Source organism: Nonomuraea sp. ATR24, assembly GCF_041950485.1.
In the GTDB taxonomy this organism is placed as follows: Bacteria; Actinomycetota; Actinomycetes; order Streptosporangiales; family Streptosporangiaceae; genus Nonomuraea; species Nonomuraea ceibae.
This window is the reverse complement of sequence record NZ_JBGNUU010000034.1, coordinates 54,457-67,716: the sequence shown is the minus strand read 5'-3', so window position 1 is coordinate 67,716 and position 13,260 is coordinate 54,457. Positions and strand designations below refer to the sequence as shown.

The following is a 13,260-nucleotide window of genomic DNA, read 5'->3' as shown; positions in this document are numbered from 1 at the left end:
CGTCACAGCCACCCCCGACCCCGCCCCCACCCTCCTCCGGGACGCCCCTGGGAACACGCCCCCTCCGGGGGACGCGCCCTCTGCGGGGGGCCCGCGCTCTCTTGGGGGTGCGTCCTCGCCGGAGGGCTCGCGCTTTTCCGGAGGGCCGTCCCCGCGTGGGGACCTACACCCTCCCGAGGGCCGGCCTTCCCCCGAGGGCCCGCCCTCTCCCGGACGCCGGCCCACCCCCGAGGACCCGGCCTCTCCCGGAGGCTCGCCCTCCGCTGGAGGGTTGCCCTTCTCCAGGAGCGAGGCCGCCGTCGGCGGGACGTCCGGAGCAGGCGCCTCCATCGGTGGGGAAGGGCCCGTACCGGAGTCCCCGCCCGGGAGCGCCCCCGCCCCGGCTGCCACAGCCGCCCACGAGGGGGCGCCCAACCCCGTGCAGGCACGCGCCCGCGTACGGGCGCCCGCCCCCGAAGGCGCGGTCAGCCCTCAAGGCAGGCCCGTCCTGGAGGCGGCGCCCGAGCCGGGAGGGGCGTCCGTTCCCGTGGGTGGGTCCAATCCCGGAGGGGCGTCCTCGCGGGGGCTCGGGTGGTGGGGGAAGGTCGGGGGGCCGGTGGCGGCGGCGGTCGTGGTGGTGGCGCTGGTGGTGGCGAACCTGCCGGAAAGCCCCTCGAAGGTGGCGTTCGGGCAGGCGGTGGGGGAGCCGATCGCCGGTCACCGGGGCGACGTCAAGGCGGTCGCCACCGGGACGCTGGACAGTGCGCCGATCGCCGTGACGGGCGGCGACGACGGCACGGCGCGCGTATGGGACCTGGCGGCCGGCAAGCAGCTGGGGGACCCGCTGGCCGGGCACGAGAACGAGGTGACGGCGGTGGCGCTGGGCGAGCTGAACGGCACGCCGATCGCGGTGACGGGCAGCCATGACGACACGGCCAGGGTGTGGGACCTGAGGACGCACCGCCAGCTCGGCGCGGCTCTGGACCACGAGGACTCGATCACGACGCTGGCCCTGGGCGAGGTGGACGGGGTGCCGGTGGCGGTGACGGCGGGCACGGGCAACACCGTGCGCGTCTGGGATCTGGCCAGGAGGGCGCCGCTGGGGGAGGCGTTCCAGGTGGGCGGCGACTACGTGACGGACGTGGCCGTGGGGGAGGTGGGCGGCGTGCCGGTGGTGGTGACGGCCGGGTCGGAGCACGTGGCCCAGGTGTGGAACCTCAGGACCCGCCGCGAGCACGGCGCCCCTCTGACGGGCCACGGCGACAAGATCACTTCGGTGGCCTTCACCGCGTTCGACCGCCCGCGGGTGGTCACCACGGCGTACGACAACACGGCGCGCGTCTGGGATCTGGAGTCGCGCAAGCAGGTGGGCGTGTTCGGGGAGCACACCGATTCGGTCAACGCCGTGGCGCTCGGCAGCGTGGACGGCGGCTCGCCGGTCGCGGTGACGGCGGGCGCGGAGGGCATGCTGCGCATGTGGGACGTGGCCTCACAGAAGCCGATGGGCACGATGGAGGCTCCGGGCCCGGTCACGGCCGTCGCGTACGGGGAGAGGGACGGCGAGCCGTACGCCGTCGCCGCCACCTCGTTCGGGCCCGTCCAGGTGTGGGACCTCGACACGCGGGAGAGGAGCGGCGACCCGCTCCCGGGGCATCCGGGGAAGGTCCTGGCGGTGGCGACGGGCACGCTCGGCGGCACGCCGGTGGCGGTCACCGGCGGCCACGACCGGACGGTGCGGGTGTGGGACCTGGCGGCGCGGCGGCCGCGCGGCGGACCGCTGACGGGGCACGCGGGCAGCGTGTCGGCAGTCGCGCTGACCACGGTCGACGGCGTGCCGGTGGTCGTCAGCGGCGGCGAGGATCGCGCCGTACGGGTGTGGAACCTCGACACGGGCCGGCAGGCCGGCGACCCGCTCACCGGTCATACCGACGTGGTCCGTTCGGTGGCGACGGGGACGCTCGGCGGCACGCCGGTGGCCGTCACGGCGGGCGACCGGTCGGTGCGCGTGTGGGACCTCAGGACACGCAGGCAGCTCGGCGCCCCGATCACCGGCGACGCGGAGCTGACCTCGGTGGCCCTGGGCACGCTCGACGGCGTGCCGGTCGCGCTGGTCACCGCCGAGGAGGAGGCTCACCTGTGGCGGCTCGACACGCGGCAGCGCGTGCGGTCGTTCCGGGCCGGGCACGAGCTGTCGACGGCCGCGTTCGTGACGCTCGGCGACACTCCCGCGGTGATCACCGCGGGTGAGGCCGTCACCCGGCTGTGGGACGCGCGCACCGGTGCGCCGATCGGCGCCCCGGTGGAGCACGACGCGTTCGTCCGGGCAGTGGCGGCGGGTCAGGCGGGTGGCAGGACCGTCGCGGTCGCCGCCCAGGACGACGGTCTGGTCCGCGTGTGGGACCTGAAGGCGGGCCGGCAGGTGGGCGGCCCGCTGGCCGGGCATGGCGCACCGGTGCTGGGGGCCGCCCTGGCCGAGGTCGGCGGCACACAGGTGGCCGTCACGGGCGGGTTCGACGGCACCGTGCGGCTGTGGAGCCTGGCCCAGTAGAGCAGCCCAGTAGAGCAGCTCAGTGGACGGGTTCAGTACACGAGCGCCTGCACGCCCTCCGCGGTGGCCTCCTCGACGAACGTGGGCGCGCCGGCGATGCGGACGCCGTCGATCACGTCGTCGACGGTGATCTCGCGCCGGGCCGCGCACTGCGTGCACAGCGTGACACGCCCGCCCGCGAGGATCGCCTCCAGCAGGTCGGGCAGCGGGACGGCGTGCGGCAGCTCGAACTCCTTGGCCCGCCCCGGCAGCGCGAACCAGGACGACTCGCCCGTGAGCCAGAGGGAGACGGGGACCCCGCTCGCGACGGCGGCGGCCGCGACCGTGAACGCCTGGTTGCACCGCTCGGGCGCGTCGGCCCCGGCGGTCACCTTGATCACCAGTGATCGTGCCATGCAGTCACCCTAGCCCGCCTCGGGCGGGACTAGGGTTGGGGGTCATGGAGGAACCTGAGGTGCACCCCGACCTGGAGCCGATCGCCTTCCTGCTCGGCCGGTGGGAGGGTGCCGGGGTCGGCGGCTACCCCACGATCGAGAGCTTCAACTTCGGGCAGGAGATCGAGTTCGGCCACAACGGCAAGCCGTTTCTCACGTACGTGAGCCGCACGTGGCTGCTCGACCAGGACGGCGGCCGGGTCAGGCCGCTGGCCACCGAGTCCGGCTACTGGCGCGTGCAGCCCGAGCGGCAGCTCGAGGTGGTGCTGTCGCATCCGACCGGCATCGTGGAGATCTACGTCGGCGAGGTCGTCTTCCACAAGATCGACCTGCACACCGACGTGGTGGCGCGCACCGCGTCCGCGAAGGAGTACACCGCGGGCAGGCGGCTGTACGGGCTGGTCAAGGGCAATCTGATGTGGGCCTACGACATGGCGGCCGTCGGTCACCCGCTGACCTCGCACATGTCGGCCGAGCTGAAGAAGGTGGCGTGATGGGCGCCCCGTTCACCGACGACGCCGTCGAGGCGATCAAGCGTCACATGAACGACGACCACGCGGCCGACTCGCTGATCATCGTGCGCGGGCTGGGCGGCCGGCCGGCGGCGACCACGGCGGTGACGAGCGACGTCGACGGCGAGGCGATCGAGTTCACGATCGACGGCGGCGAGCGGGTCAGGGTGCCGTGGGGCGAGACGCTGACGGAGCGGGCGCAGGTGCGGATGGCGGTCGTCCGCCTCTACCGCGACGCCTGCCAGGCGCTCGGCGTCCCCGCGCGCGGAGAGCACTGAAAAGCAAAAGAGGGCCCCGGGCGGCGCTCCGCCTGCCGAGCAGGCGGGCCGGATGGACCAAAGACGGGATCGGATCCCGCCCTCCGGCTGCCAGGGGCCCCGGTGGTTGCCTCGAATTCGCTGACGAGCACGAGACAACTAAGTCCGCGACGTCAGCGGACAACCACCTCGCTAGTCCAACTATGAATCACCATTGTTTGGACCACCTCCTTTCCGCGTACTCATGAAGTTATGCGGTCGCCGTCGGAGGGGGCAAGTGAATTAACGTCCGGTCGTAGACTCGGGGCATGACGGAGACGCAGTGGCATGAGGAGCTTCGCGCCAAGGGTTACCGGGTCACTCCGCAGCGCCAGCTCGTGCTGGAGGCGGTCAAGGAGCTGGAGCACGCCACTCCTGACGAGATCTGCGTCAAGGTCAGGCAGACGGCTCGCGGGGTCAACATCTCGACCGTCTACCGCACGCTGGAGCTTCTCGAGGAGCTCGGCATGGTCACCCACACCCACCTGGGCCACGGCGCCCCGACCTACCACCTGGCGTCCGACGCCGACCACGTCCACCTGGTGTGCCGGGGCTGCGGCGACGTGGGCGAGGTGCGGCCGGAGATGGCGGAGGGCCTGGTCAGGGGGCTGGACGACGAGCTGGGGTTCGTGGCCGACGTCCATCACCTGACCGTCTTCGGGCTCTGCCGGGAGTGCCGTTAACCTGGAGGGCATGCGTAGCCCTCTGCTTGACCTGCCCGGCGCCGTCCCCGCCGACGGCCCCGACGCCGACGTGGCGGCGCACTACGGCGACCTGTTCGCCGAGCAGCGCGCCCTGGCCAAGGGCGAGGCGGTCGTCGACCGGAGCAACCGTGAGATCGTCCGGATCGCGGGGGCCGACCGGCTGAAATGGCTCAACGACCTGACGTCGCAGAAGCTCGACACGCTCGCCCCGGGGGAGTGGACCCAGACGCTCCTGCTCGACCTTCAGGGCCGGGTGGAGCACCATCTGACGCTGGTCGACGACGGTGAGGCGGTGCTGGCGCACGTCGAGCCCGGCGCCTCGGCGAGCCTGATCGACTATCTGGACCGGATGCGGTTCATGCTGCGCGTGGAGGTCTCGGCGGCCGACGAGCTGGCCGTGCTGTCGACGGCGACGGAGGACCTGCTGGTGCCGCGCGCCGAGCTGGCCGAGCATCTGGGCCGGCCGGTGGCGGGGCTGTGGGCGTACGAGGCGCTGCGGATCGAGGGTCACCGGCCCCGCATGGGCTTCGAGACCGACCACAAGACGATCCCGCACGAGGTGGGCTGGATCGGTGCGGCCGTGCACCTGTCGAAGGGCTGCTACCGGGGGCAGGAGACGGTGGCGCGGGTGCACAACCTGGGGCATCCGCCGCGGCGGCTGGTGTTCCTGCACCTCGACGGCAGCGTCGACACGCTGCCCGTGCACGGCGCTCCGGTGATCTTCGAGAGCCAGGAGGTGGGCACCGTCGGCTCGGCGGCCCGCCACCACGAGCTGGGGCCGATCGCGCTGGCCGTGGTCAAGCGCACGGTGCCGGTCGACGCGCCGCTGCTCGCCGGCGGCGTCGCGGCCTCGCAGGAGGTCATCGTGCCGCCGGACGCCGGGCGCAACGTCAGCATCGACCCGAGCCTGCGCCGTCGCATCCGCTGACTAGACGTCGATCACCAGGGTGATCGGGCCGTCGTTGACCAGCGAGACCTTCATGTCGGCGCCGAACCGGCCGGTCTCCACGTGCGCGCCGAGCGCGCGCAGCTCCTCGACGACGGCCTCGACCAGGGGCTCGGCGACGGGCCCCGGGGCGGCCGCCTGCCAGGTGGGGCGGCGGCCCTTGCGGGTGTCGCCGTAGAGCGTGAACTGGCTGATCACCAGCAGCGGCGCGGCCACGTCCGAGCACGACTTCTCGCCGTGCAGGACGCGCAGCCCCCACAGTTTGGCGGCCAGCTTGGCCGCCTGGTCGCGTGTGTCGGTGTGGGTGACGCCGACCAGCACGAGCAGCCCCGGCTCGTCGATCGCGCCGACAGGCTGCCCGTCGACGGCCACGGACGCGGAGCTCACCCGCTGCACTACAGCTCGCATGGGACCACATTGTGGCCCAGAAATACACTCGTGAGAAAAGGAGGAGCCGATGGCGCTGGTCGTGGAGGTCGTGCGGTCGGGGTTCGTGGAGTCCAGGCACCTGGCGCGGATGCTGACCCTGGACGCGGCGGGCCGCCCGGCCGAGACGCACGGCGCGGTCGCGGAGCCGGCGTCGCCGCGTTCGGCGATGAAGCCCCTCCAGGCGCTCGGCATGGTGCGCAGCGGGCTGCGGCTGAGCGGCGAGCTGCTGGCGCTGGCGTGCGCGTCACACGCGGGCGAGCCGTTCCACGTCGACGGCGTGCGCAAGATCCTGGCCGGGGCCGGGCTGGACGAGTCGGCGCTGCGCTGCCCCGAGGACTACCCGGAGGACCGGGCGGTGACCGACCGGGGCCGCGTCTACATGAACTGCTCGGGCAAGCACGCCGCCATGCTCGCCACCTGCGTGGTCAACGACTGGCCGCTGGAGTCCTACCTGGAGCCGCCGCACCCGCTCCAGCGGGCGATCCGCGCCACGGTTGAGGAGCTGACGGGCGAGCGGATGCCCGCCTCCGGCGTCGACGGGTGCGGGGCGCCGCTGTTCTTCGTCTCGATGCTGGGCGTGGCGAGGGCGTTCCGCACGCTCGCGGTGAGCGGCGAGGGCGGCGTGTTCGACGCCGTCCGCGCCCATCCGCAGTGGACGTCCGGCACCCACCGGCCGGAGACCGCGCTCATGCGGGCGCTGCCCGGCCTGATGGTCAAGGTGGGCGCCGAGGGCTTCCAGGCGTTCGCGTACGAGGACGGGCGCGCGGGCGCGATCAAGGTCGAGGACGGCGCGGCGCGTGCCCGGACCACGCTCACCGTGGCCGCGCTGCGCTCGCTCGGGCTCACCTCGCCGGAGCTGGACGAGCTGGGCGTGCAGCGGGTGTACGGCGGCGGCCGGCCGGTCGGCGAGCTGCGGATCCACCCCGACTAGAGGGTGCGGAACTGCCGGGTGGCCGAGATCGCGCCCGACGTCGTCGTGGTGAACGTGCGCATCGACCCGGCGAACTTCGACAGGTCCCACTCGGCCGGCCCGTGATACCAGTAGAGGTTGTCGCTCGGCGAGCCGTTGCCGGTGACCGAGGCGACGACCCGCGACCAGTGCTCCACCCCGTCGAAGATCACCGCATAGGGCAGGTAGCGGGAGAACAGCTCGACCCGGTGCTGCTCCGGCACCTCGCCCAGGTCGCCGGAGAAGAGATACTCGCGGAAGCCGAGCGTGTGGGCCAGCGCGGCCGAGCCCTTGGCCGTCTTGGCCGGCATGTACTGCCCGCCCACGGCCAGCGCCCCGCCCGCGACGATCACGCCCAGCCCGATCAGCCCGTACGTGGTGAACCAGGCCAGCGCGCCCGTGGCCAGCACGCCGACGCCGATGAGCACGACGCCGATCGTGGTCCAGCGCGTCCGCTCGGCGTCCGGGCGGCGGGCGAACCAGCCCTGCGTGACCACGTCGGTGTAGAGGGCGTCGCGCACCTTGCCCAGATGCGTGGCGAACGAGCCGGACAACTGCGACAGCAGCACCGCGTCCCGGCCCTCGAAGATCGCCTCGTACAGCGCCCGCTCGTAGGGCAGCAGCGCGTTGACGGGCGCGTTCGGCAGCCGTACCAGCATCCAGTCGGGGGCGTCGTACGTCTGGCGGGGCTGCTCGTCGATGCGCAGGTAGCCGCGGACGGCGAGGTCCACGATCGTGGCCGTCACGTCCACCACGTCGGCCTGCTCGTCCACGAGCGTGCCGATCTGGCCGGGACGCACCCCGTCGGGCGGGCTGAAGTGGCCGTTCTGGACGGGGTCGACCGCGCCGCGCTCGTGGTCGACGATGCGGGCGTCGCGGCCGCGCGTCCAGTAGAGCAGCGCGACGCCGCCGAGCAGCAGCACGAGCAGGCCGGCCAGCGCGCCGCCGGTGACGGGGCTGAGCGTGAACGCCGCCGCCAGCGAGAACCGCTTCTCCAGGATCGGCTCGCCGCCGCTCGCGCCCGCCGGGAAGCCGACCACCACGGTCAGCGCCTGGCCGGGGGCGATGCCCGCCTGCTCGAAGTCGGCGTGGGTGGCCGTGTGGTCCATCGCGGCGGCGGTGCAGCCGATGGCGGAGGTCAGCTCGCCGGCGAAACATGACAGGTTCTGCACCTGGCCGGGGCCGCTGACCTTGACGGTGGCCTTGTCGACGGCGGTGTTCCAGCCGTTGACGGCGAACCAGCGCAGCTCCTCGACGCCGCCGGTGGGCGTGACGGCGCCCTGGACGTCGTACTCGACGGTGGCGGGCGACTTGACCGTCAGCACGTCACCGGCCAGCGTGCCGCCCTTGAGGTTGGCGATCCGGTAGACGCGGTCGCTGGTGTCGTCGTAGCGCGTCCTGGTCAGGAACGTCCGCTGGAGCTCGCCGGAACCGCCGCTGATCTTCTCGACCACGTGCAGCGTGCCGCCCTTGCCGAGGGTCATCGTCACCTCGGTGGTGATCCCGGCCTCCGCCAGGGCGGGAGTCGCGGTCAGCGCCAGGGCGACGGCTCCGAGAGCGGCTAGCGTGTGCCTGATACCCGTCATGGCCGTGAATCGTATCGGTATCCCGGTTGAGGAGGACCTGATGGCCGATGCCCGAGAGATGATCCGGTCGGGCGACGTGGCCGCGCTGCGCGCCCTGCTCGCCGCCGACCCCGCGCGGGCCACCGCCCGCCCCGACGGCGCCCGTACGCTCCTGCACGTCGCCACCGACTGGCCGGGGCACTTCCCGGCGGTCGCCGAGACGATCGCCGCGCTGGTCGAGGCGGGCGCCGACGTGGACGCCCGCTTCCGCGGCGAGCACGCCGAGACGCCGCTGCACTGGGCGGCCAGCAGCGGGGACATGGCGGCCCTCGACGCGCTGCTCGACGCGGGGGCGCGCATCGACGCGCCGGGCGCGGTCATCGCGGGCGGGACGCCGCTGGACGACGCGGTGGCCTTCGGGCAGTGGGAGGCGGCCCGCCGCCTGGTGGCGCGCGGCGCCGCCGTCGGCTTCCGCCACGCCGCCGCGCTCGGCCTGCCCGACCAGGTGACGGTCACCGGCCAGGAGGAGCTGGACACGGCCTTCTGGTACGCCTGCCACGGCGGGCAGCGGCGGATCGCCGAGCTGCTGCTGGAGCGGGGGGCGGCGGTGAACCGGGAGCCGCCCTGGGAGCCGGTGACGCCGATGGAGGCCGCGCTGCGGCAGGGGTTCGCGGAGCTGGCCGGATGGCTGCGGGAGCGGGGCGCGGTCAGTCGGAGATCGTGATGCGCAGCCGGCGGAAGCCGCGGCCCTTGCTCTCGACCTTGGCCACCTTGATGCGGCCGATCTGCCTGGTCGAGGCCACGTGGGTGCCGCCGTCGGCCTGGGTGTCGAGGCCGACGATGTCGACGATCCGCACGTCCTCGACCTCCGGCGGGACCAGGTTGGTCGCGGTGCGGATGATGTCGGGGATCGCGAACGCCTCGGCGCGCGGCAGCACCCGCACGTCGATGCGCCGGTCGGCGACGATCTCGGCGTTGCACAGGTCCTCGACCGACTCCTTGAAGCCGGCCGGCACCTCCGGCAGGTTGAAGTCCATGCGGGCGGTCAGCATTTCCATGTTGCCGCCGGTGACCGGGCAGCCGAACTCGCGGAAGACCACCCCGCACAGGACGTGGAGCCCCGAGTGGGTGCGCATGAGCGCGGAGCGGCGCTCGTCGGCGACGGCCGCCCGGACGACGGTGCCAACAGGGGGGACCGGGTCGCCCTCTGCCGGGATCAGGTAGAGATCGTCACCTTTGCGCACCCCGGCGATGCGGGTTTCCACGCCCTGCCAGAGGAGAACTCCGTGATCGGCCGGCTGGCCGCCGCCTCCTGGATAGAATGCCGACCTGTTGAGCACGATCCCTTCGGGGGTCGCGTCGAGGACCACGGCTTCGAAGTCGCGAAGGTTCTGGTCCGCCAGTTCGAGCCGTTGCGTTCGCCCGTGAAGATCGGTGGTCATGTCGGCAGCCTAGAGCTTTCGAGGTGGTAGATGCGCGCGAGGCTGCGTAGCCCGCTCAGGAGAACTCTCGCCGGCCCGGCCGCCTCGATGGCGGCGATTTGCTGCACTTTATCGGGATGTGCGGCGGCGGTGGCCACGCCGCCCCAGCCGCCCCTTGAACGGCGCCCGCCGGTCGTGATGTTCGTCGGCGACAGCTTCACCGTGGGGTCGGGGCCGGTGCCGCGCTGGCACACCTACGCCGCCGAGGCGGCCCGGCTGCTCGGCTGGCAGCCGGTCATCGCCGGAGCGGGCGGCACCGGCTTCGTCAGCGACGGGCGCGTGGGCCGTACGTTCCAGGAGTCGTTCGAGGCGGAGCTGGCGTGGCGGCCCGCACCCGACGTGCTGGTGATCTCCGGCGGCCACAACGACGGCCGGTGGCCGGCCGAGCGGGTGGGCGAGGCGGCCGACCGGCTGCTCGACACCGCCCGCGCGACCTGGCCCAAGACGCAGATCGTCATGGTCGGCCCGATCTGGCTCGACCCGACGCCGCCCGCCAAGGCCTACCGCGTGCGCGACGCGCTGGCGCGGGTGGCGTCGAGCCAGGCCGTGCCCTTTCTCGACGCGCTGCGCAGGCCGTGGTCCTCCGGCGGCGGCAAGGCGGAGGTGAAGGCGGTGCTGCCCGACGGCGTGCACCCGACCCGCGCCGGGCACGCCCTGATGGGCCGGTGGCTCGCCAGGAGCCTGACCCGGCTACCTCACCAGGGCCCGTAGGGGCCGCTGTTGCCGCCGCGCCCGCCCATGCCCTTGACGGCGGGCTTGACGTCGACGATGTAGATCGTGGCGGCGATGACGGCGGCGATCGAGAAGATGCCGAGACCGATGCCGATGAACTGCGCGCCCCCGAGGAACAGGAAGGCGTTCAGGTAGGACCACGCGCCCGCCGCCGAGAAGAGCGTGGCCAGGATCAGGATGATCAGCCAGATGTTCTTCTGCAGCTTCCCCGCCGACACGAACGCGCCGGTCGGCACCCGTAGCGCGTGGATCAGCGCGTAGGCCGACATGCCGAGAATGATCACGGCAAGCGCCAGGAAGAGGAAGTTGAGCCCGAGGTTGATGAATTCCATGAGTTTGGCTCCGCCCAGTGCCGCGATGAAGTCGGCCCCAGCCTAATAGCCGCCACGGGCACTCCGCGCGGCGAAAAGGCCCGCCCCCAGGACGGGGCGGGCCTTCAAGTCGGTCAGGCCTGGGCCTTGGTGGTGCGGTTGGTGGTGCGGGTCTTCTTGACGGGGGTGGCGACGGCCGGCTCGGCGGCCTCCGACACCTCCTCCAGCTCCAGCGCGGCCTCGCCGGTGGTCCGGCTGACGACCTTGCGGCCGCGGGTGGCGAAGTCCTCGTAGACCTCGACGGCCCGGTGGCTCAGCTGGTCGGCGTACTCGCGCGCCTTCTCGGGGAACTCCTTGGCGAAGCCCTCGGCCTTGCCGGCGTAGTCGCGGGCGCGGCCGGGCAGGTCCTTGGCCAGCTCGGCGCGGCGGGCCTGGAGCTTCTGGAGCTGGTCGGGCAGCTCGCGCAGCTTCTCCACGGCGAAGTCGCCGACACCGGCGACGGCGTAGAACGGCTTGGAATCGGTGAGCTTCTTGACCTCGGTGGCCAGCGTCATGGGTTAACCTTCCTTGGTTTCCTGGTTGACGGTGCCGTTGCCGTCGCTCGTCGCGTAGGGCTCAAGTGCGGCGACAAGCTCCGGCGGCAGCGGCTGCTCGTCGTCCGTGGAGGGCCCGGGGTCGGCATTCTGGGAGGTCTGCCCGTCCCCGGGCCGCTCCTTGCGGAACGACTCGTAGATGTCGATCAACACCTGGCGTTGCCGCTCGGTGAGATGCGTGTCGGCTCTGATCGCACTGATCACGTCGCTGGGCGGCTCGCGGTCCTCGATGAGGCCCGCCTGCACGTAGAGCGCCTGCGAGGAGATGCGCAGACCCTTGGCGATCTGGTTGAGGATCTCCGCGCTGGGCTTGCGCAGACCGCGCTCGATCTGGCTCAGGTAGGGGTTGGAGACCCCCGCCTGCTCGGCGAGCTGGCGGAGGGAGATCTTCGCCTGCTGCCTCTGCTCGCGGATGTACTCGCCGATCGAGCCGACCTTCGGTAGTGCCATGTCTCCAGTGTGCCCACTCCTGCTTGCAATTGCAAACGGAATGGTTAACTCCAGCAAGCGTCAGAGCTGGATGACCCACAGGAACGGCGTGGCTGTGACCAAACTCACCGACAGGGCCAGCACGCCGTAGCGCAGGCCGAGGTGGATCTCGGGGGCCGGCTTGATCAGCCGGTCCACCCGGGCCATGACGTGCTGGGCGTGCACGCCCAGCATCCCGCTGGGCGTCGGCATGGCCCCCGCGGTGCCGAACCTGAGCAGCGCCGTGGCGAGCCGGCGCGGCGAGCAGTAGCGGCGGGCCCGGTCGTCGGCCGCCATCTCGACCAGCAGCTCGACCTGGGCCTGCGCGTCACACACGATCTTGGACCAGGGCAGCGCCCGGCGCAGCGCGGCGAACGGCAGCAGCACCAGGTCGTGACGCTCGCGCACGTGCGCGGCCTCGTGGGCGAGCACGGCCGTCAGCTCGTCCTGCGACAGCAGCTTGAGCGCGCCCTCGCTGACCACGACCTGCGAGCGCAGCCCGGGCACGCAGTAGGCGGCCGCGCTCGGATGGTCGAGCACCCGCACGCCCGGCACGATCGGGTCGTCGCGAGAGATGAGCCGCAGCAGCGTGCGGTGCCGCCGCCGGGCGCGCAACGCCTGCACCCCGGCCGTGAGCAGCACCACGACGAGCACGGTGAGCGCGGTCAGCCCGGCGATCATGGCGAGCACGTGCAGCGCGTCCCACGGCTGCAGCGGCGCCTGCCCGCGGGCGAAGGCCAGCAGGCCGGGAAGCACGCCGATCCCGTACGGGTCGACGGCGTAGGCCAGCATGGCGCCGGTCGTGGCCAGGCCCCAGGCCAGGCCGAGAGACTGCCAGAGAATGATGGCGACCCGCGGCGCGCGCGAGGTCCACCGGGCGGTGGTGAAACGCCAGGAGCCGATCGCGCACGCCGTGGCGAGCGCGGCCAGCACCGCTGCCGTGGTCACTCTTCCTCCAGCTCCGTAAGGGCTTTGCGCAGGATCTCCGCCTCGGGCCCGGAGACGGCCTGGGCGAATCGGGTCAGGGCGGCCGAACGGTCGCCGGTCATGCCGAGTGCTTCCAGCATAAGGTCAGCGATGTAGCCGTCACGGCTTTCGGCCGGTTCGTACCGCCAGGCGCGGCCGTCACGGGTGCGCTGGAGGAAGCCTTTGCGGGTGAGGCGGTCGAGCACGGTCATCACCGTGGTCGGCGCCAGGTCGCGGTCGGCGATGAGCCTGCCGACCTCGCGTGCGGTCAGCGGGCTGCTCTGCGCCCAGAGGATGTCCATGATGCTGCGTTCAAGCTCGCCAAGACCCTTCACGTCCTCCAGACT

At 72.6% G+C, this 13,260-nt stretch carries 17 protein-coding genes; 8 read left to right on the top strand and 9 right to left on the bottom strand.

The window, feature by feature from the left end; all coding sequences use genetic code 11:
- Window positions 1-595: 595 nt before the first annotated feature.
- Window positions 596-2,527, top strand: coding sequence for a WD40 repeat domain-containing protein (locus ACBI99_RS43790; protein WP_375075173.1), 1,932 nt, complete (start codon window positions 596-598; stop codon window positions 2,525-2,527).
- A gap of 32 nt (window positions 2,528-2,559) precedes the next feature.
- Here ACBI99_RS43790 and ACBI99_RS43785 read toward each other — a convergent pair whose 3' ends face one another.
- Entirely contained in the window at window positions 2,560-2,922 is a 363-nt protein-coding gene (locus tag ACBI99_RS43785) for a DsrE family protein (protein WP_219517828.1), read from the bottom strand.
- A 44-nt stretch (window positions 2,923-2,966) separates the two neighbouring features.
- Here ACBI99_RS43785 and ACBI99_RS43780 point away from each other — a divergent pair, with 44 nt between their 5' ends.
- The 4 genes from ACBI99_RS43780 to ACBI99_RS43765 all read left to right on the top strand — a co-directional run bounded on the left by ACBI99_RS43780 (window position 2,967) and on the right by ACBI99_RS43765 (window position 5,401).
- Window positions 2,967-3,455, top strand: coding sequence for an FABP family protein (locus ACBI99_RS43780; protein ID WP_219517829.1), 489 nt, complete (start codon window positions 2,967-2,969; stop codon window positions 3,453-3,455).
- Window positions 3,455-3,751, top strand: coding sequence for a DUF2470 domain-containing protein (locus tag ACBI99_RS43775; protein ID WP_357584351.1), 297 nt, complete (start codon window positions 3,455-3,457; stop codon window positions 3,749-3,751). Before ACBI99_RS43780 ends, ACBI99_RS43775 begins: the two co-directional genes overlap by 1 nt.
- A 287-nt stretch (window positions 3,752-4,038) precedes the next feature.
- Window positions 4,039-4,452, top strand: a complete 414-nt coding sequence (locus ACBI99_RS43770) for a Fur family transcriptional regulator (RefSeq protein WP_219517831.1) — start codon at window positions 4,039-4,041, stop codon at window positions 4,450-4,452.
- A 10-nt stretch (window positions 4,453-4,462) separates the two neighbouring features.
- Window positions 4,463-5,401 carry a glycine cleavage T C-terminal barrel domain-containing protein gene (locus tag ACBI99_RS43765; protein WP_357584349.1) on the top strand — a complete coding sequence of 313 codons (939 nt, stop codon included), beginning with the start codon at window positions 4,463-4,465 and terminating at the stop codon, window positions 5,399-5,401.
- Here ACBI99_RS43765 and dtd read toward each other — a convergent pair whose 3' ends face one another.
- Window positions 5,402-5,827: a D-aminoacyl-tRNA deacylase gene (gene dtd / locus ACBI99_RS43760; protein WP_219517835.1), complete on the bottom strand. Its 426-nt coding sequence runs from the start codon at window positions 5,825-5,827 to the stop codon at window positions 5,402-5,404.
- A 49-nt stretch (window positions 5,828-5,876) separates the two neighbouring features.
- Between dtd and ACBI99_RS43755 the strand changes: the two genes are divergently transcribed.
- Window positions 5,877-6,779, top strand: a complete 903-nt coding sequence (locus tag ACBI99_RS43755) for an asparaginase (protein ID WP_219517836.1) — start codon at window positions 5,877-5,879, stop codon at window positions 6,777-6,779.
- Here ACBI99_RS43755 and ACBI99_RS43750 read toward each other — a convergent pair.
- Window positions 6,776-8,383 (bottom strand): DUF2207 domain-containing protein, encoded by a 1,608-nt coding sequence (locus tag ACBI99_RS43750; RefSeq protein WP_364182968.1) that lies wholly within the window; start codon window positions 8,381-8,383, stop codon window positions 6,776-6,778. The two genes, ACBI99_RS43755 and ACBI99_RS43750, sit on opposite strands and share 4 nt — an antisense overlap.
- A gap of 40 nt (window positions 8,384-8,423) precedes the next feature.
- On the opposite strand from ACBI99_RS43750, the gene ACBI99_RS43745 reads away from it, so the two are divergent.
- Window positions 8,424-9,086 (top strand): ankyrin repeat domain-containing protein, encoded by a 663-nt coding sequence (locus ACBI99_RS43745; RefSeq protein WP_375075172.1) that lies wholly within the window; start codon window positions 8,424-8,426, stop codon window positions 9,084-9,086.
- Here the strand turns inward: ACBI99_RS43745 and ACBI99_RS43740 are convergent.
- Window positions 9,070-9,804 carry an alanyl-tRNA editing protein gene (locus tag ACBI99_RS43740; RefSeq protein ID WP_375075171.1) on the bottom strand — a complete coding sequence of 245 codons (735 nt, stop codon included), beginning with the start codon at window positions 9,802-9,804 and terminating at the stop codon, window positions 9,070-9,072. The two genes, ACBI99_RS43745 and ACBI99_RS43740, sit on opposite strands and share 17 nt — an antisense overlap.
- 129 nt (window positions 9,805-9,933) lie before the next feature.
- On the opposite strand from ACBI99_RS43740, the gene ACBI99_RS43735 reads away from it, so the two are divergent.
- The gene (locus tag ACBI99_RS43735; RefSeq protein ID WP_375075170.1) at window positions 9,934-10,554 is read left to right on the top strand and encodes an SGNH/GDSL hydrolase family protein; all 621 of its coding nucleotides are present in this window, start codon (window positions 9,934-9,936) and stop codon (window positions 10,552-10,554) included.
- Here ACBI99_RS43735 and ACBI99_RS43730 read toward each other — a convergent pair.
- From ACBI99_RS43730 to ACBI99_RS43710, 5 genes are all read right to left on the bottom strand, one after another.
- Window positions 10,539-10,907: a DUF2516 family protein gene (locus ACBI99_RS43730; protein ID WP_219517841.1), complete on the bottom strand. Its 369-nt coding sequence runs from the start codon at window positions 10,905-10,907 to the stop codon at window positions 10,539-10,541. The two genes, ACBI99_RS43735 and ACBI99_RS43730, sit on opposite strands and share 16 nt — an antisense overlap.
- A 113-nt stretch (window positions 10,908-11,020) precedes the next feature.
- Complete coding sequence (locus ACBI99_RS43725; RefSeq protein ID WP_219517842.1) at window positions 11,021-11,440, bottom strand: hypothetical protein; 420 nt, start codon at window positions 11,438-11,440, stop codon at window positions 11,021-11,023.
- Window positions 11,441-11,443: 3 nt separating this feature from the next.
- Window positions 11,444-11,929 (bottom strand): helix-turn-helix domain-containing protein, encoded by a 486-nt coding sequence (locus ACBI99_RS43720; RefSeq protein ID WP_219517844.1) that lies wholly within the window; start codon window positions 11,927-11,929, stop codon window positions 11,444-11,446.
- A gap of 60 nt (window positions 11,930-11,989) precedes the next feature.
- Entirely contained in the window at window positions 11,990-12,895 is a 906-nt protein-coding gene (locus ACBI99_RS43715) for a M56 family metallopeptidase (RefSeq protein WP_357584341.1), read from the bottom strand.
- Window positions 12,892-13,248, bottom strand: coding sequence for a BlaI/MecI/CopY family transcriptional regulator (locus ACBI99_RS43710; RefSeq protein ID WP_219517847.1), 357 nt, complete (start codon window positions 13,246-13,248; stop codon window positions 12,892-12,894). The genes ACBI99_RS43715 and ACBI99_RS43710 overlap by 4 nt, the downstream gene beginning before the upstream one ends.
- Window positions 13,249-13,260: the final 12 nt, after the last annotated feature.